Raw genomic sequence first — 18108 nt, 5'->3', positions numbered from 1 at the left:
TCCCCCAGAAGTTCTCAGATCCGGGCGGCTGCCCGTCCGAAGTGCAGCAAGCCGTTCACGAGCACCAGCACGGTGTGCGGCTTCTCCACGGCGATCAACGCGTCGTCGCGCAGCGCCACGAACTCGCGCTCGTCCCCGTCGAGCCGGACCAGCACGCGTCCGTGTTCTGCCTGTGTGACAACCACTTCGTGGCCCGCGCAGCGATAGGCGCCCACCACACGTGCCACGTCCACCGACTCGGGATCGGCGGGCGGCAGCGGCAACTCGGACCGGCGCACACGCGCGAGGTCGCTGAAGAGGTTCCTGACGACGTCGTCGAACACCGCCTGCGCCCGTCCACCGCTGGCGACCAGGGCGACCGCGACCCCGCGTTCCGGCGCGACCCGCAGGTACGCGCTCAGGCCCTTGTTGCCGCCGTTGTGGCCCACCACGAGGCCCCCGGAGTAGTCGTGCAGCTCCCAGCCGAGACCCCACCGGGAGCGATACCCGAAGTCCGGCAACGAAACCTGCGGCTCGCGCATCACCGCGAACGCCGGTGTCGCCAGGTGCATGCGCGCGAACGCGAGCAGGTCCTGTGCGCTCATCGCCAGCGCCGACCCGGCGGGCCAGTCGGACTCCGGTCCCGGATCGGTCACCGGCTGTCCGTCCACATGGCCCACTGCGGCGTGCAGTGCCTCGCCCTCCGCGTAGGTCGTCGCCACGGTGAGACCGAGCGGGGTCGCCAGCCGTTCCTTGAGGACGGTGTTGAAAGGCTTTCCGCGCAACACTTCCACGATCCGGCCGAGCACGGTGAAGCCGCTGTTGCAGTACGACCACAGCTCACCCGGCGGACTGATCTGCTCTGCGTCTTCCAACCGTGCCACGAACTTCTCCACCGCGTCGTCGCCGGAACCGGTGTCGTGGAAAAGATCGCCGTCGAGGCCCGACGTGTGGGTGAGCAGGTGGCGCGACGTGATCACCGGCCGGAAACCCGGCAGGACGTCGCGCACCGGGCGGTCCAGGTCGAGCCTGCCCTCGTTCACCAGTTCCTGGACGAGCGTGGCCGTCCAGATCTTCGTGACCGACGCGATCTGGAACAGCGAGTCCGGCGTCACCGGCGCGCGCGTGCCGGTGTTCAGCACGCCCGCGGCCACGGTGGCGATCTCGCCGTCGGCCAGGACGGCGAGCTGCGCACCGACGACGCCGTGGTCGTCGACGAGCTCCTTCAGTTCGATCACGTTCCCCCCAGGAAGTGATGTCTACCTAGGTGAGAGCGGCACCGTCTTCGACCGCACCCACTTGAGCACCGCGGGCCACTCCCCGTAGCCCGCGTCGATGTTGATGTGCCCGGCACCGGGCAGCACGTCGATCTCGATGCGCAACGCCTCGGCGAGCTGCTTCGCGGCCTGCATCGGGCAGTGCGGGTCACCCTCGCCCGCGACGAGGCGGGTCTCGGTGGCGGCGCGACGCAGGTTCGCCGGGTCGAGCGGGGCCGGGAAGAACGACTTGATGGCCGGCTCCGGGTGGTCCAGCTCAGGCGGGGCGACCAGCAGCACCCGGTCGACGTGCGTGATGTTCTCGCGGGCCGCGTGGTGCAGCCAGAGGTAGCAGCCCAGGGAGTGCGCGACGACGACCCGTTCGCGGTCCGCCGGCAGCGCTTCGAGGTGCGTGTCGAGCTCGCGGAGCCACGTGTCGCGGTCGGGTGCCTCGGGGCTGCTGAAGTGCGGCAGGTCGGCGAGGCCGCCGTGCTCGGACACCGTCTGGGCCAGCCAGCGCTGCCAGTGGCCGGGGCCGGAACCGGTGTAACCGTGGAGCAGGAGCACGTGAGGCAACGACATGGCTCCACCTTAGAACGACGAAGGGCGCCCGGTCAGTGACCGGGCGCCCTTTCGACTTGATCTCTTAGGCCCTCTAGGCCGACTTCTCCCGACGCTCCCGGCGCGAGGGCTGCCGGGCCACGATGGTCGGGTTCACGTTCTCCTTCACCGTCTGCTCGGTGATGACGACCTTGGCGACGTCCGTGCGGCTCGGGATGTCGTACATCACGGGCAGCAGGACCTCTTCCATGATCGCCCGGAGGCCACGAGCACCGGTGCCGCGCAGGATCGCCTGGTCGGCGATCGCCTCGAGCGCGGTCTTGGTGAACTCGAGCTCGACGCCGTCCATCTCGAAGAGCTTCTGGTACTGCTTCACCAGGGCGTTCTTCGGCTCGGTGAGGATCATCACCAGCGACGGCTTGTCGAGGTTCGTGACGGAGGCGACCATCGGCAGACGCCCGATGAACTCGGGGATCAGACCGAACTTGATCAGGTCCTCCGGCATGGAGTCGGCGAAGTAGTCCGCCGCGTCCGTCTCGGCCTTGGAGCGGACCTCGGCACCGAAGCCGAGACCCCTCTTGCCGACCCGGTCCTGAATGATCTTCTCGAGACCCGCGAAGGCACCGGCCACGATGAACAGCACGTTCGTCGTGTCGATCTGGATGAACTCCTGGTGCGGGTGCTTGCGGCCGCCCTGCGGGGGCACCGAAGCCGTCGTGCCTTCGAGGATCTTGAGCAGCGCCTGCTGCACACCCTCGCCGGACACGTCGCGCGTGATCGACGGGTTTTCACTCTTTCGAGCGATCTTGTCGACCTCGTCGATGTAGATGATGCCCGTCTCGGCGCGCTTCACGTCGTAGTCGGCGGCCTGGATGAGCTTCAGGAGGATGTTCTCGACGTCCTCACCGACGTACCCGGCCTCCGTCAGCGCCGTCGCGTCGGCGATGGCGAACGGCACGTTCAGCATCTTCGCGAGCGTCTGCGCGAGGTAGGTCTTTCCGCACCCCGTCGGGCCGAGCATCAGGATGTTCGACTTCGCCAGCTCGACGCCGTCGTCACGACCCTCGCGCCCGCGGTCGCCCGCCTGGATGCGCTTGTAGTGGTTGTAGACGGCGACGGACAGGGTGCGCTTGGCATCGCTCTGGCCGATGACGTACTGGTCGAGGAACTCGTGGATCTCGGCGGGCTTCGGCAGCTCGTCGAGCTTCACGTCACCGGCTTCGGCCAGCTCCTCCTCGATGATCTCGTTGCAGAGATCGATGCACTCATCGCAGATGTAAACGCCGGGGCCGGCGATGAGCTTCTTCACCTGCTTTTGGCTCTTTCCGCAGAAAGAGCACTTCAGCAAGTCGCCGCCGTCACCGATACGCGCCATGACCGCTGACCTATGTCCCCTCCGGCGCACACCTGCTGTAGTGCGCCTGCTGACTTGCTGTGGCAGTCCCACTGGCTGTGGGTGCTGAGCCCGTTCTCCTGACGGTACCTGGCCGACCCCGTTTCAGGGGAGGACCCGCGTCCCCCCGACGCGCCGATCAGGCCAGATAACCGGTCACATCGGCGTGTCGGGTGGGCGCGCAGTGCCCGGGGGCTGGGGATTCCCAGCCCTCAGGACGACCGCGCTCAGGACTTGGCGGAAAGCTTGCGGTAGGGCAGCACCGTGTCGACGATGCCGTACTCCCTGGCCTCTTCGGCCGTCAGAATGCGGTCGCGCTCGATGCTCTCGCGAACCTCCTCCGCCGTCCGGTTCGTGTGCCGCGCGAGGGTGGACTCCATCAGGCGGCGCACGCGCTGGATCTCGTTCGACTGGATCTCCAGGTCGGACACCTGACCGTACGCGCCCTCCATCGAAGGCTGGTGGATCAGGATTCGCGCGTTGGGCAGCGCGTGGCGCTTGCCGGGCGTGCCGGCCGCCAGCAGCACGGCCGCGGCGGAGGCCGCCTGGCCGAGGCAGTACGTCTGGATGTCCGGGCGAACGAACTGCATCGTGTCGTAGATGGCCATCAACGAGGTGAACGAGCCACCCGGCGAGTTGATGTACATCAGGATGTCGCGGTCGGGGTCCTCGGACTCGAGCACCAGCAGCTGCGCCATGACGTCGTTGGCCGAAGCGTCGTCAACCTGCACGCCGAGGAAGATGATGCGCTCCTCGAAGAGCTTGTTGTACGGGTTCGACTCCTTCATGCCATAGCTGGTGCGCTCGACGAACGACGGCAGCACGTACCGCGACTGAGGCATGTGGAACTGGCTCACTTGAGGTCTCCTAGCTGACGTCAGTTGTTCGAGTCGCCGACGGGCTGAGCCCTGGTGACGACCTTGTCGACGAAGCCGTACTCGAGCGCTTCCTGCGCCGTGAACCAGCGGTCGCGGTCGGAGTCGCGGGTGATGGTCTCGAGCGTCTGGCCGGTGTGCTCGGCGATGAGCTCGGCCATCTCGCGCTTGGTGCGCGTGAGCATGTCCGCCTGGATCGCGATGTCCGCGGCCGTACCGCCGACACCTGCCGAGGGCTGGTGCATGAGGATGCGGGCGTGGGGAAGCGCGTGGCGCTTGCCGGGTGCGCCCGCGGAGAGCAGGAACTGCCCCATCGAGGCCGCGAGGCCCATCGCGTACGTGGCCACGTCCGGCTGGATCAGCTGCATCGTGTCGAAGATGGCCATGCCCGCCGTGACGGAACCACCCGGCGAGTTGATGTAAAGCGTGATGTCCTTCTCGGGGTCCTCTGCGGCGAGAAGCAGCAACTGAGCGGTGATCTGGTTCGCGATGCCCTCTTCGACCTGTGAACCCAGGACGATGATCCGCTCGCGGAGCAGCCGCTCGTACACCGAGTCGTTGAGGTTCATCCCGGCGGTGGCCGACCGCATCTCGGGGGTCGGGAAGGAGTGCTGCGTCACGTCTGCCTGCCTAACTCCAGGTGGAACGAATCTGGATGTCAAAACTCTCTGCGTTCGACCTTAACGAAGACGGGCGGCGTCAGATGCCCGACACCGCCCGCGTTCGCTCTAGGCGTTACTTCTCCGCGTCCTCTTCGGACTTGGTCTCGCCGAAGAGCTCGTCGAGGTCCAGCTTCTGACCGGCCGAGTCGCTCACCTCAGCCTGGCGCACGACGCTCGCGAGCGCCTTGCCCCTGCGGACGTCGGCGAAGATCGCGCCGAGCTGACCGGACTGCTGCGCGCGCTTGACGTACTCGTCGGGCGAGATGCCGAAGCGCTGCGCCTGGTAGATGATCCGCTCGGTCAGCTCGCCGTCGGACACCGTGACCTGCTCGGCGTCGGCGATCGAGTCGAGCACGAGCTGCGTCTTGACGGCCTGCTCGGCGGCGGTGCGGAGCTCGGCGTCGAACTCCTCCTCCGACTGGCCCTGCTCGACCAGCCACGCAGCGAACTTCGCGTCGTCGTGGTCGAAGGCGTGCACGGCGTCGTGCTTCCGCGCGTCGATCTCGCCCTGGACGATGCCCTCGGGCAGCGGGACCTCGGTGGTCTCCAGCAGCGCCTCGAGGACCTTGTCGCGGGCCTGCACGCCCTGCTGCATCTTCTTGACGCGGGCCAGGCGGGTCTGCAGGTCGCCCTTGAGCTCGTCGAGCGTGTCGAACTCGCTGGCGAGCTGCGCGAACTCGTCGTCGAGCTCGGGGAGCTGACGCTCCTTGACGCTGCTCAGCACGACGGTGACCTCGGCCTCGCGGCCCTCGTGCTCACCGGCGACGAGCGTGGTGGCGAAGGTCTTGGTCTCACCCTCGGACGCGCCGACGAGCGCGTCGTCGATGCCCTCGACGAGCTGGCCGGAGCCGACCTCGTAGGACAGGCCGCTGGTGCGGGCCTCCTCGACCTCCTCGCCGTCGACCGTGGCGGACAGGTCGACGATGACGAAGTCGCCGGTCTCGACGGGGCGGGAGACGCCGGTCAGCGTGCCGAAGCGAGCGCGGAGCTCGTCGAGCTGGGTGGTCACGTCCTCGTCGGTGACCTCCTGCTCGTCGACCGTCACGGCGAGCTCGCCGAACGCGGGCACGGTGATCTCGGGACGAACGTCGACCTCGGCGGTGAACTCGAGCGTCTGACCGTCCTCGATCTTCGTGACCTCGAAGTCGGGACGGCCGAGCGTGCGCACCTCACCGGCGTTGACGGCCTCCAGGTACTTGGCCGGGATGGCCTCCTGGATGACCTCGTCCAGCACCGGGGCGCGGCCGATGCGGTTCTCCAGGACCTTGGCGGGGGCCTTACCGGGACGGAAGCCGGGGATGCGGACCTGCTTCGCGAGCTTCCGGTACGCCTGGTCGAAGTTCGACTTGAGCTCGTCGAACGGCACCTCGACGTTGATCCGGACCCTCGTCGGGCTCAGGTGCTCGACGGTGCTCTTCAACGTGGACTCCTCGTAACGAACAGAGAACGTGCAAGACAGCCGGTACCGCCACTGAGGGCGGCCGGATTCCCAGCGAGTCTAGGCGAGACCCGTGCTGTGACCGCCGCCACCCCGCCTTGGGCCGGCGCCGGGGCACCGCCCGGACCGATCGCCGCGGCGTCCACCTACGCGTGGACCGTCGACTGACGAACGGAAGGCATCGGCGCTTTTTTGTTCGTTCCGCGAACGACTTAACGCACCAGAGTCACCCAGCTACCGCCCGTAAAAGCGTCCGTCTCAATTTCACTCGTTCGGCGGAAACAGCCTTTCGCGACCGATCAAGATGACTCCATAAGCACCAATCTGCCCTCCGCAGCGGACAGGTAGCGTTACTGCTCCCGCACCATCCGTAACAGGACCACGGGAACGAACGAGAAAAAGTCGTCGCACCGTTTTACCCCGAGGATCCGCCTGATGGAGACACGCCAGCTTCTCGCGTTCACGACCGTGGTTCAGACAGGGAGCTTCACCAAGGCCGCTGCCACGCTCAACTGTTCGCAGCCGACCATCACGACCCGCATCAAGGCGCTGGAGGAGGCCCTCGGGGTCGTCCTTTTCCGGCGCCTCCCCAGAGGTATCCAGATGACGTCCGCGGGTGTGGAACTCCTCCCGTTCGCGCGAAACATCATCAACCTCACCGAAAAGGCTCGAAAAGCCATCACGATGAACGGCGAGCCGCACGGCAAACTCGTCATCGGTTCCGCACAGAGTTTGACCGACTACCGTCTGCTACCGCTCATCGAATACATGTGCTGGCGCTACCCGTCGGTCCAACTCTCGTTGCACTCCCGCAACGCGCTGAACAACCTGAACTCAGTGCGCGACGGTCAACTGGACTGCGCCTTCTTCATAGGCGCGATCGAACCCCGCGAGGGTCTCGAGACCACGGTCCTGTGCCCGGAGCCCCTGGTGATGGTCGCGGGCCCGAACCACATGCTGACCCAGCGGCAGTCGCTGGCCGAGGACGACATCACCAGCAGCACGTTGATCCGCGCGGAGAACGGCGCCTCGTACCACGAGCTGTTCGAGCACTCGCTCGGTTACGACGACACCCGTGCCCCGGTCCTGGAGCTGGACTCGGTGGACGCGGCCAAACGGGCGGTGGCCTCCGGTCTCGGCATCGCCCTCATGCCGGAGGTCACCGTGTCCTCCGAGCTCGCCGACGGCAGGTTGGTCCGCTTGCCCTGGTCCTCGACGTTCCGCGTGTACACGCAGTTCGGGTGGCGCCAGGACAACTCGACGAACCCGGCGGTGACGGCCCTGGTGTCGGCTGCGGCCCAGGTGGTGAGCGACCAGGTCGCCTCGCTGACCTGACGCGTGGGTGGGGTGGCAGCACCCCACCTACCCCACCGGTGCCGGCCCGGAGCTCCCCCGGACCACCAGTTCCGGCAGCACGTCCTCGACGTCGGTCGGCGACGCCCCGCCGATCACGGCCACCAACGCCCGAGCCGCGCGGGCACCGAACGCGAACGTGTCGCGCGACAACGCGGTCAGCCGCCCGTGCTGGCACAGGACCGAGTCGTCCCAGGCGACGATCGACAGCGCGTCGGGCACAGCAATCCCCATGGACGAAGCCACTTCCGCGCCGGCCACGGCCATCACGTCGTTGTCGTAGACGATCGCCGTGGGCGGGGTGGCATTCTCCAAGAGCTCACGGGTCGCCCGCGCCCCCGACTCGGCCGTGTAGTCACCGGCGACCACCAAACCGTCCACAACGGACGAAGCAAACGCCTCGTCCCGCCGTACGGTGTGCAGCAGCGACGACAGCCCGGCCACCCGCGCGATCCGCCGATGCCCCAACGACTTCAGGTGCTCGACGACCGAGGTCATGGCCGCGTAGTCATCCGCCCACACCGAGGCCAGCTCCCCGTGGTGCCCGGCCCCGCCCACCACGACAGCCGGCAACCCGAGCGCGGACATCAGCTCGACGCGCGGATCCGACACCAGCAGGTCGACCAGGAACACCCCGTCGACCCGGTGCTCGGCCCACCACCGCTGGTACAGCGCGATCTCGTCCGACCGCGAGCCCACCACCTGCAGCAACAGGGCGGACGACATCTCGGACTGGATCCCGGCGATCAACTGGAAGAAGAACGCCTCGTCCCCCAGCGCGCGAGGCGGCCGCACCAGCACCAGCCCCACCGCGTCGGCGGACGCGGACGACAGCGCACGGGCGGTGACCGAGGGCCGGTAGCCCAGCGTCGACGCGACCTCCAGCACCCGCGAGCGCGTCGACTCCGACACGCCGGACCGGCCGTTCAACGCCAACGAGACAGCGCCTTTGGACACCCCGGCGGCCGCCGCGATGTCCTTGATCGTTGGCCTCTTCACAGCACCGCACCCTGTCCGGAACGAGACAACAAGACGTTCGGAGGCTAGCCGCAGATAAACCGGTTTAGCTAGGGTCCGCGACAAGGAGGTGGGTGTCAATGAAGAGGCGCACGTTCCTCGCGGGCCTGGCGGCGGTGCCCGTCGCGGGATGCGGACTGTCCGGCACGTCCAGCACCAACACTGCTGGAAACGGCCAGGTCACTGGTGAGATCACGTTCCAGACCTGGTCCCTCAAACCCAAGTACACCGACTACGTCAACGGTGTCATCGACGCTTTCCAGAAACAGCACCAGGGCACCTCGGTGAAGTGGGTCGACCAGCCCGCGGACGGGTACCTGGCGAAGGTCATGGCGGACGCGAGCGCGGGCAGCCTGCCCGACGTGATCAACGTACCTCCGGACCTGAGCTTCCCGCTCGCCAAGGCGGGCCAGCTGGTCGATCTCGACGAGTCGCTCAAGGACGCCAAGCCCGAATACCTGGAGAACGCCTGGCAGGCGTTCGAGATCCCCGGCAAGGGCGGCTGCTACGGCTTCCCCTGGTATCTCAACACCGGCCCGATCTTCTACAACAAGGCCCTGTTCAGCCAGGCCGGGCTCGACCCGAACAAGCCGCCCACGAACTTCAAGGAGCTCGAGGAGCAGGCTCTCAAGCTCGCCGCGAAGAAGATCGCGATCCTCGGCCAGACCCCGAGCATCGCCGACTTCGGCCTCTACGGCGTGAAGCTGTTCGAGAACGACAAGTTCACCTTCAACGAGGCCAAGGGCATCGAGTTCGTCGAGAGCTACAAGCGCATGTACGACGCGGGCGCGCTCATTCCCGAGGCGCTCACGCAGAACTACACCGGTGCCGGCACGAAGTTCATGGCGCAGCAGACCGCGCTCAACCCCGGCAGCGCGTACGACCTCGCCAAGTTCAAGACCGACGCGCCGGGCCTGTACGCGAACATCGGCATCACCACGCCCATCACGAACACGGGCAGCGCCAACATGTTCCTGCACGGCGTGAGCGTGCCGAAGAGCAGCAAGAACCAGGCGACGGCGCTGGCGTTCGGCAGGTTCGTCACCAACGCCGAGAACCAGGTGAAGTTCGCCAAGCTCGCGTCGATCTTCCCGTCCACGTCGAAGGGCGGGGACGACCCGTACTTCACCACGGAGGACGGCACCGACGAGGCACGCGTGCGGGTGGCGGCGGCCAAGCAGCTCAAGACCGCGGTCAACTACACGCCCGTGCAGTTCAGCGACCAGATGCGCGAGGCACTCCTGCAGCAGCTGGCCGACGCCATGCTCGGCAAGAAGTCGCCGAGGCAGGCGCTGGACGACGCCGTCAACGAGTGCAACCGGCTCCTCAAGTAGGCGGACCATGACTCACCGCCCGTACACGCCGTGGCTGTTCCTGGCCCCAGGACTGGCCGTCTGCCTGCTGTTCGTCATCTTCCCGTTCCTGAACATGATCGTGCTCGCGTTCACGGACGCGAGCGCGCTCGGCGGCGGCCAGTTCACCGGTGTCGACAACTTCGTGCGGATGGTCCAGGACCCCAAGTTCTGGGCCGCGGCGCGCAACAGCCTGCTCTACATGGTGGGCGTCGTCCCGCCACTGGTGCTGCTGCCGCTGCTGATCGCGATGCTCGCGCAGAAGATGGTGCCGGGCATCGGGATCTTCCGCACGGCGTTCTTCACGCCGGTGATCGCGTCCACGGTCGTGGTCGGGCTCATCTGGACGTGGCTGCTCGACAGCCGCGGCCTGGTGAACAGCCTGGTGGAAGCGCTGGGCGGCAGCAGGATCGGGTTCCTGACGGACTCGACGCTGCTGCTGATCAGCTCGATGGTGGTGACGATCTGGCGCGGCCTGGGCTACTACATGGTCATCTACCTGGCCGCGCTCGCGAACGTGCCGAAGGACCTGCACGAGGCCGCGATGGTCGACGGCGCGGGACCGGTCAGGAGGTTCTGGTCGGTCACCGTGCCCAGTCTGCGGCCGACGATGGTGCTGGTCGCGGCACTGAGCGCGGTCAACGGGTTCCGCGTGTTCTCCGAGATCTACCTGCTGTCGGGCGGGTCCGGCGGGCCGGGCGGGGCGAGCACCACGCTGGTGATGCTCATCCAGTCCGTCGGCCGCGGTCTCACCGGTGAGGTCGGGTACGCGTCGGCGCTCAGCGTCGTGCTGTTCGTGATCCTGCTGGGCCTGCTGCTGGTCACCCTCAGGCTCAACCGCAGGGAGGACCAGCTGTGAAGCGCGCCCACGTCTACCTGGCACTGCGTTATCTCGGGCTGCTCAGCATCCTCGCGATCAGCGTCGGGCCGTTCCTGTGGCAGTTCGCCACGAGCATCAAGGGCCCCGGCGAGGACGTCTTCGTCCCCGACTTCATCCCGGACGACCCGACGTTCAGCAACTACGCCGCCGTCGCCGACGTGGTGCCGGTCTGGACGTTCGCGCTCAACTCGCTCGGCGTCGCGAGCGTCAACGTCGTCACGAACTGCCTCGGCGCGGCCATGGCCGGCTACGCGTTGGCACGGCTGAGGTTCCGGGGCCGCCGGTTCGCCGCGGTGATCTTCGCGAGCAGCATCCTGGTGCCGTTCGAGGCGATCATGATCTCGCTGTTCCTGGTGATGCGCGGGTTCGGGCTCACCAACACCCTCACCGGCGTCGTGCTGCCCGGCGCGATCGCCGCCCTCAACGTCCTGTTGCTGCGCAACGCGTTCCTCGCACTCCCCGCCGAAGTCGAGGAGGCCGCGGTCATCGACGGCGCCAACGCCTGGCAGCGCTTCACCCGGCTCGGACTGCCGTCGGTGAAGGGCACGCTGGTCGTGGTGGCGCTGTTCTCGTTCATGTTCAGCTGGGACGACTTCCTGTGGCCGCTCATCGTGCTGAGCGACCAGGAGAAGTACACGCTCACCATCGGCCTGGCGTACCTCCAGGGCACGTTCGTGCAGAACCAGCGGCTGGTCGCGGCGGGCACGATCATCGCCGTCGTGCCGCTGATCCTGTTGTTCCTGTTGCTGCAGAAGCACTTCTTCCGCGGAGTGGGAGAAGGCGCGATCAAGGGCTGACACCCCGAGGAGCTCAACCTTGCGTTTCGGCGTGAACTACACCCCGTCCCACGGCTGGTTTCACCACTGGCTCGACTTCTCCCTCGACGACGTGAAGGCCGACTTCGAGTCCATCGCGGCTCTCGGCCTCGACCACGTGCGGGTCTTCCCGCTGTGGCCGGTGTTCCAGCCCAACCGCGGACTGGTCCGTCCCCAGGCCGTCGACCAGCTCGCGCGGATGCTCGACGCGGCCCACGAGACCGGCCTGGACGTGCAGGTCGACGTCCTGCAGGGGCACCTGTCGAGCTTCGACTTCTACCCGTCGTGGGTGCAGACCTGGCACCGCCGCAACATCTTCACCGACGCCGACGTGATCGACGGGCAGCGGTTCTACGTCCGCACGCTCGCCGAGGCCCTGCGGGACAAGCCGAACTTCCTCGGCTTCACCCTGGGCAACGAGGTCAACCTGCTCACCGAGTCGAACCCGTGCGCGCCGGAACAGGCGGGCGAGTGGATCGACGCACTGCTCGACGAGTGCGGGAAGTCCGCACCGGGCTTCCCGCACGTCCACTCCGAGTACGACGCCGTCTGGTACGAGAGCGAGCACGCGTTCCTGCCGGAGCACGCCGCCAACAAGGGCGCGATGACCACCGTGCACTCGTGGGTCTTCAACGGCACCGCGCAGCGTTACGGGTCCCTCAGCCCGGAGAGCGTCCACCACGCCGAGTACCTGGTGGAGCTGGCGAAGGCGCACGCCGAGGACCCGCAACGGCCCGTGTGGCTGCAGGAGGTCGGCGCCGCCCAGCCCGAGATCAGCGCCGAGCAGGCGCCGCGGTTCGCCGAGCAAACGCTTGCGAACGTGCTGACCTGCTCGAACCTGTGGGGCGTCACGTGGTGGTGCTCGCACGACGTCGACCGTGCGTTGGTGGACTTCCCCGAACGCGAGTACGAGTTGGGGTTGTTGACGACGGAACGCAAGGTCAAGCCGCTCGGCGAGGCGATCGCCCGGATCGTGCGCGAGGCAGCGCACGTGCCGGCCGAGCGCACGCCGATCACGTTGCACGGCGACCGGCCCTCGTGGGGTCCGGGCGGCGCTTTCTTCGAAGAGTGGATGGGCCTCGCGCGGGACGGCGTGCGGGCCTCGATCGAGCTGGGGTGACGACGTGCACGACGAACGCGCGCTGCTGGAAGAACGACTCAACCGCACGCTGAAGGAACGCATCCGCCCGGCCGTCTACGGCGAGACCGCACCGCTGGAGCTCGCCGTCTGGACCGTGCCGGATGAGCCCGTGCCAGTCGCCGAAGCGCTCGAAGCCACCTACGTCCCCGCGGCCGTGGGCGACGACTGGGGCGCGCCGTGGAGCACGAGCTGGTTCCGGCTCACCGGCAGCGTTCCCGAGTCGTGGCAGGGCAAGCAGGTCGAGGTCGTGCTGGACCTCGGCTTCACCCACCCCGGCCCCGGTTTCCAGTCCGAGGGCCTCGCCTACACCGCCGACGGCCTGCCCATCAAGGGCATCGAGCCGCGCAACACCTACCTGCCCGTCGACGGTCGCGAGGTCCTCTTCTACCTGGAGGCCGCGGGCAACCCGACGATCCTCGACTTCCACCCGTTCCTGCCGACCGCGCTGGGCGACAAGGAGACGGCGGGTACCGACCCGTTGTACAAGATCCTCAAGGCCGAGCTCGCGGTGTTCCAGCCGCAGGTGTGGCACCTGATGCTCGACATCGAGGTGCTGCAGTCGCTCATGAAGGAACTGCCGGAGCACGACCCGCGCCGGCACAAGGTCCTGCACGCGCTGGACCGGGCGATGGACGCGCTGGACCTCAACGAGGTCGCCGCCACGGCCGATCTCGCCCGCGAGGAGCTGGCGGGTGTGCTGTCGTTGCCCGCCAACGCCTCCGCGCACAAGGTCTCCGCGATCGGCCACGCGCACATCGACTCGGCCTGGCTGTGGCCGTTGCGCGAGACGGTCCGCAAATGCGCTCGCACGTTCTCGAACGTCACCAAGCTGATGGACGAGTACCCGGACTTCTACTTCGCGTGCTCGCAGGCCCAGCAGTACGCGTGGATGAAGGACCACCACCCGCACGTGTGGGACCGCGTCCGCGAGAAGGTCCGCAATGGACAGTTCGTGCCGGTCGGCGGCATGTGGGTCGAGTCGGACACGAACATGCCCGGCGGCGAGGCGATGGCCCGCCAGCTCGTGCACGGCAAGCGCTTCTTCCTCGACAACTTCGGCGTCGAGACCGAGGAGGTCTGGCTGCCGGACTCGTTCGGCTACAGCGCGGCACTCCCCCAGCTGATCAAGCTGTCGGGCTCGCGCTGGTTCCTCACCCAGAAGCTGTCGTGGAACCAGATCAACAAGTTCCCGCACCACACGTTCTGGTGGGAGGGCATCGACGGCACGCGGATCTTCACCCACTTCCCGCCCGTCGACACCTACAACTCGTCGCTTTCAGGCGAGGAGCTGGCGCGTGCTTCGAGGCAGTTCGCCGAGCACGCCAAGGCGTCGCGGTCCCTGGTCCCGTTCGGCTACGGCGACGGCGGCGGTGGCCCCACCCGCGAGATGATGGAGACCGCGCACCGCGTCGCGGACCTCGAAGGCTCGCCGACCGTCCGCGTGGAGCCTCCGCGCGAGTTCTTCCAGGCCGCGCAGGACGAGTACCCGGACGCACCGGTGTGGGCCGGCGAGCTGTACCTGGAGAAGCACCGCGCCACCTACACCACCCAGGCCAAGACCAAGCAGGGCAACCGCCGCAGCGAGCACCTGCTGCGCGAGGCCGAGCACTGGTCGGCCGCGGCCGCCCTGGCCGGCGCCGAGTACCCGTACGAGGACCTCGACCGGTTGTGGAAGACCGTGCTGCTGCACCAGTTCCACGACATCCTGCCCGGTAGCTCGATCGCCTGGGTGCACCGCGAGGCCGAGGCCACCTACGCCCGCGTGGCGTCCGAGCTGAAGGCCCTGACCGCCCGGGCCATCGACGCGCTGAAGGGCGACGGCGACGACGAGCTGACGTTCGACGTGCTCGGTGGCGACACCCCGCGGCCGTTCGTCGCGCCTGCCGACGGAGTGCTGGACAACGGCCGGCTGCGCGTCACGATCGACGCCGACGGCATCGTCCTGTCCATTCTGGACCTAGAGGAGGACCGCGAGGTCCTGCCACCGCACGGTTTCGCCGGCATGCCGCAGCTGCACCGCGACAACCCGAACCAGTGGGACGCCTGGGACATCGACCCGTTCTACCGCAACTGGAAGGCCGACCTGATCCCGTCCGAACGCGTCGACGCCTCCGACGGCGTGGTCGTGCGGGCGAAGTTCGGCAACTCCGTGCTCACCCAGACCATCCGGCTGCGCGAGGGTGCCAAGCAGCTCGACTTCGACACCGAGGTCGACTGGCAGGAACGGGAGAAGCTGCTCAAGATCGCGTTCCCGCTCGACCTGCGCGCCGAGGTCTCCACGGCGGAGACCCAGTTCGGCCACCTGCACCGCCCGGTGCACACCAACACCTCGTGGGAGGCGGCGAAGTTCGAGATCTGCGCCCACCGCTACCTGCACGTCGGCGAACCCGGCTACGGCGTCGCGGTGGTCAACGACTCGACCTACGGCCACGAGGTCACCCGCACCACCCGTGAGGACGGCGGAACCACCACGACCGTGCGCCTGTCCCTGCTGCGCGCACCGAGGTTCCCCGACCCCGAGACCGACCAGGGCGAGCACCGCTTCCGCTACGCCCTAGTGGTCGGCGCGGGCATCCCGGAGGCCATCGACGCCGGGTACCGCATCAACCTGCCGCCGCAGTCCGTCCGCGGCTCGGACGCACCAGAAGCGTTGGTGCGCACCAACAACCCCGCGGTCAGGGTCGAGGCCGTGAAGCTGGCCGACGACCGGTCGGGCGACGTGATCGTCCGGCTCTACGAGGCGCACGGCGGCCGTGCCCGCGCCTCGATCAGCACCTCCTTCGCCCACACCCGAATCCAGGAGACCGACCTGCTCGAACGGCCCCTGGCCGACGCGTCGGCCGAGGTGGTGCTGCGCCCGTTCCAAGTGATCACCCTGCGATTCACGAGGTAACGCATGAAGAAGCTGTTCCTGGCCCTGCTGCTGGTGGCGCTCGCCGCGCCACCAGCCCAGGCGGCCACCCAGAAGCGCACCGTCGTCTACTACCAGACCCAGTACAGCAACGGCGCGACCGGAACCTACGTCTCGCCCAAACCCCTGCTGGACCGCAACACCGGCGTCACCGACGTGCTGGTCGCCGCGATCCACCTCAACGACAACAGGATCGTCCACCTCAACGACCACCCGCCGTCGCACTCGCGGTACACGCAGATGTGGCAGGACCTCGCCGCGATGCGGGCCCGCGGCGTCAACGTGATCGGCATGGTCGGCGGCGCCGCGCAGGGCTCGTTCCAGCGACTCGACACGCAGTTCGACACCTACTACCCGTTGCTGCGCGACACGATCCGCACCTACGGGCTCAACGGCGTCGACCTGGACGTCGAGGAGCGGATGTCGATCGCGGGCATCCGGCGCGTGATCGACCAACTGAAGACGGACTTCGGCGCGAACTTCATCGTCACGCTCTCCCCTGTGGCGAGCGCGCTGTGGGGCGGCGGCAACCTGTCCGGCTTCAACTACGAGGACCTGTACCGCAGCCACGGCTCGAAGATCGCCTGGTTCAACGGCCAGTTCTACAATGGCTGGGGCAACGCCGGCAGCACCTCGAACTACGACCAGATCATCAACCGGCGGGTGATCCCGGCGAACAAGGTCGTGCTCGGCACCCTCACCAGCACGGCCAACGGCGGGTCGGGCTACGTGAGCATGACCACGCTGAAGAACACCGTCACCAGCCTGAAGACCAAGTACACGAACTTCGGCGGCGTCGCGGGCTGGGAGTACTTCAACTCGCTGCCCGGCGGCACCACGGAACCGTGGCGGTGGGCGGCGGACGTGACGGCCATGCAGAAGTAGGCCGAACGGCGTAATTCGGGCGGGGTGGGCAACGAACACCCCGCCCGATGCGATTAAGGCGCGGGGAACCTCCAGCCACTGGGGGCTGGGGTCTGGGGACTTTGGGGGAAATCTCGCATGCCTTCTGCAAGATCGCTGGTGGTCGCGACCGCCGTGCTGATGGGGGTGCTGGCGCCGGGTGTGGCGCACGCGGCACCACCGTCCAATGACGACTTCTCCACGTCCACTCAGGTCACGACCCTGCCGTTCGGCGACGAGCAGGACATCGGCGGCGCGACGAGGTCCGCGGACGACCCGTACTGGTGCCAGACGTCGGTCGACCGCTCGGTCTGGTACTCCTACACGCCCACCGAGGACGTGCTGCTGCGCGCCACGACCGCGGGCAGCAGCCAGAGCATGATCATGTCGGCCAACACGGGTCTGCGCGGTGAGCTGCGCGGCGTGGACGAGGCGTGCAGCACCGGCGGCTCGTCGCCGATCACGTTCCGCGCCAAGGCCGGCACCACCTACCACTTCGCCGTCGGCGGCTACGGCGGCACGCTGAAGTTCGCGCTCGACCGCGTCGCCCCCGCTCCCAACGACGACTTCGCCCAGGCCCAGTCCGTCACGCTGCCGTTCACCGCGCAGCCGGACGTGACCGTGGCGTCCTCCGAGGCGGACGAGCCCGAGTCGAGCTGCGTGTACGACGAGCAGCGGCCGTCGGTCTGGTACTCCTACACGGCTCCCGCCGAGGCGCTGTCCGTGGTGCCGAAGGTCCAGGGCAGCACGTCCGCCGTCACCGTCTACAGCGGCAGCGACATCACCGCGCTCACCGAGCTCACCTGCGCCGACGGCAACACCGTGCAGCGCGCGATCTTCCGGACCACTCCGGGTACGACCTACCACCTGCGCTTCACCGCCGCGCACCGCAACTACCAGCCGATCTCGGTGAGCCTGGCAGAGGCGCCGCCCCTGCAGCCGTACATGGGTGTCAGCGGCAACGGCAACACCGTCTACAGCGACGTGGAGCTCCACCCCTCTTCCGGCAACTCCGTCGACGGGGAGCTCATCGTCGACTGGAACTTCGGCGACGGCACGACGCTCACGGGCCAGAAGGGCTCGGTGTCCCACCGCTACCAGGCCGACGGCACCTACGCGGTGACCATGAAGGCGACGTCGGCCGACGGCCGCACCGCCACCGTCACGGGTCAGATCAAGATCGAGACGCACGACGTGGGCATCACGAAGTTCGTCGTGCCGACCTCCGCGCGGGCGGGCCAGAGCAAGCCGATCACGGTGCACGTGGCGAACACGCGCTACCTGGAGAAGACGAGCGTGACGCTCTACCGGTCCAACGGATCGTCGTGGGACGAGGTCGGGCAGCTGACGCTCGACGTCGCCGCGCACCCGACGCGCAAGGTGCAGTTCCCGTTCTCCTACACGTTCACCCCCGAGGACCTGGCGATGGGCAAGGTGGCCTTCCGCGCGGTGGCATCGCTGCAGTACCCCGCGCAGGACGCCCGCAGGCTGGACAACGAGGTCATCTCGATCGCCACGACCGTGCGTCCGGCCGCCGTCACCAACTCGGCCATGAACTGACCTGGGGGACAT

Annotated in this window: 15 protein-coding genes; 8 read left to right on the top strand and 7 right to left on the bottom strand. The window is 67.8% G+C overall.

From position 1 onward, the window contains the following. Positions 1–14 precede the first annotated feature (14 nt). The 6 genes from ACSHWB_RS22580 to tig form a co-directional block, all read right to left on the bottom strand. Positions 15–1217 (bottom strand): serine hydrolase domain-containing protein, encoded by a 1203-nt coding sequence (locus tag ACSHWB_RS22580; RefSeq protein ID WP_439663983.1) that lies wholly within the window; start codon positions 1215–1217, stop codon positions 15–17. 21 nt (positions 1218–1238) lie between these two features. Next, a complete protein-coding gene (locus tag ACSHWB_RS22575) occupies positions 1239–1817 on the bottom strand; it encodes an RBBP9/YdeN family alpha/beta hydrolase (RefSeq protein ID WP_439663982.1) in 579 nt (192 codons plus the stop codon). A 73-nt stretch (positions 1818–1890) separates the two neighbouring features. Continuing rightward, entirely contained in the window at positions 1891–3171 is a 1281-nt protein-coding gene (gene clpX, locus ACSHWB_RS22570) for an ATP-dependent Clp protease ATP-binding subunit ClpX (RefSeq protein ID WP_439663981.1), read from the bottom strand. A 245-nt stretch (positions 3172–3416) separates the two neighbouring features. Next, the gene (locus ACSHWB_RS22565) at positions 3417–4031 is read right to left on the bottom strand and encodes an ATP-dependent Clp protease proteolytic subunit (RefSeq protein WP_090071479.1); all 615 of its coding nucleotides are present in this window, start codon (positions 4029–4031) and stop codon (positions 3417–3419) included. A 35-nt stretch (positions 4032–4066) separates the two neighbouring features. After that, positions 4067–4654: an ATP-dependent Clp protease proteolytic subunit gene (locus ACSHWB_RS22560; protein WP_189160236.1), complete on the bottom strand. Its 588-nt coding sequence runs from the start codon at positions 4652–4654 to the stop codon at positions 4067–4069. Between the two features lie 145 nt (positions 4655–4799). Next, positions 4800–6146, bottom strand: coding sequence for a trigger factor (gene tig, locus ACSHWB_RS22555; protein ID WP_439663980.1), 1347 nt, complete (start codon positions 6144–6146; stop codon positions 4800–4802). 453 nt (positions 6147–6599) lie between these two features. Between tig and ACSHWB_RS22550 the strand changes: the two genes are divergently transcribed. Next, a complete protein-coding gene (locus ACSHWB_RS22550; RefSeq protein ID WP_439663979.1) occupies positions 6600–7499 on the top strand; it encodes a LysR family transcriptional regulator in 900 nt (299 codons plus the stop codon). A gap of 27 nt (positions 7500–7526) precedes the next feature. On the opposite strand, the gene ACSHWB_RS22545 is transcribed toward ACSHWB_RS22550, so the two are convergent. After that, a complete protein-coding gene (locus tag ACSHWB_RS22545) occupies positions 7527–8516 on the bottom strand; it encodes a LacI family DNA-binding transcriptional regulator (protein ID WP_439663978.1) in 990 nt (329 codons plus the stop codon). 98 nt (positions 8517–8614) lie between these two features. Here ACSHWB_RS22545 and ACSHWB_RS22540 point away from each other — a divergent pair, with 98 nt between their 5' ends. From ACSHWB_RS22540 to ACSHWB_RS22510, 7 genes are all read left to right on the top strand, one after another. Next, entirely contained in the window at positions 8615–9868 is a 1254-nt protein-coding gene (locus ACSHWB_RS22540; protein WP_439663977.1) for an ABC transporter substrate-binding protein, read from the top strand. 7 nt (positions 9869–9875) lie between these two features. Then, positions 9876–10745, top strand: coding sequence for a carbohydrate ABC transporter permease (locus ACSHWB_RS22535; RefSeq protein ID WP_439663976.1), 870 nt, complete (start codon positions 9876–9878; stop codon positions 10743–10745). Further along, complete coding sequence (locus ACSHWB_RS22530; RefSeq protein ID WP_439663975.1) at positions 10742–11563, top strand: carbohydrate ABC transporter permease; 822 nt, start codon at positions 10742–10744, stop codon at positions 11561–11563. Before ACSHWB_RS22535 ends, ACSHWB_RS22530 begins: the two co-directional genes overlap by 4 nt. Before the next feature lie 19 nt (positions 11564–11582). Further along, positions 11583–12701, top strand: a complete 1119-nt coding sequence (locus ACSHWB_RS22525; RefSeq protein WP_439663974.1) for a glycoside hydrolase 5 family protein — start codon at positions 11583–11585, stop codon at positions 12699–12701. 4 nt (positions 12702–12705) lie between these two features. Next, entirely contained in the window at positions 12706–15615 is a 2910-nt protein-coding gene (locus ACSHWB_RS22520) for an alpha-mannosidase (RefSeq protein WP_439663973.1), read from the top strand. 3 nt (positions 15616–15618) lie between these two features. After that, the gene (locus ACSHWB_RS22515; protein WP_439663972.1) at positions 15619–16518 is read left to right on the top strand and encodes a glycosyl hydrolase family 18 protein; all 900 of its coding nucleotides are present in this window, start codon (positions 15619–15621) and stop codon (positions 16516–16518) included. A gap of 117 nt (positions 16519–16635) precedes the next feature. After that, positions 16636–18096, top strand: coding sequence for a PKD domain-containing protein (locus tag ACSHWB_RS22510; RefSeq protein WP_439663971.1), 1461 nt, complete (start codon positions 16636–16638; stop codon positions 18094–18096). Positions 18097–18108 lie beyond the last annotated feature (12 nt).

Origin of the sequence: Lentzea sp. HUAS TT2 (assembly GCF_051853195.1) — a bacterium.
GTDB lineage: Bacteria > Actinomycetota > Actinomycetes > Mycobacteriales > Pseudonocardiaceae > Lentzea.
The sequence above is the reverse complement of the archived record's forward strand: the minus strand, read 5'-3'. Positions and strand labels throughout refer to the sequence as shown.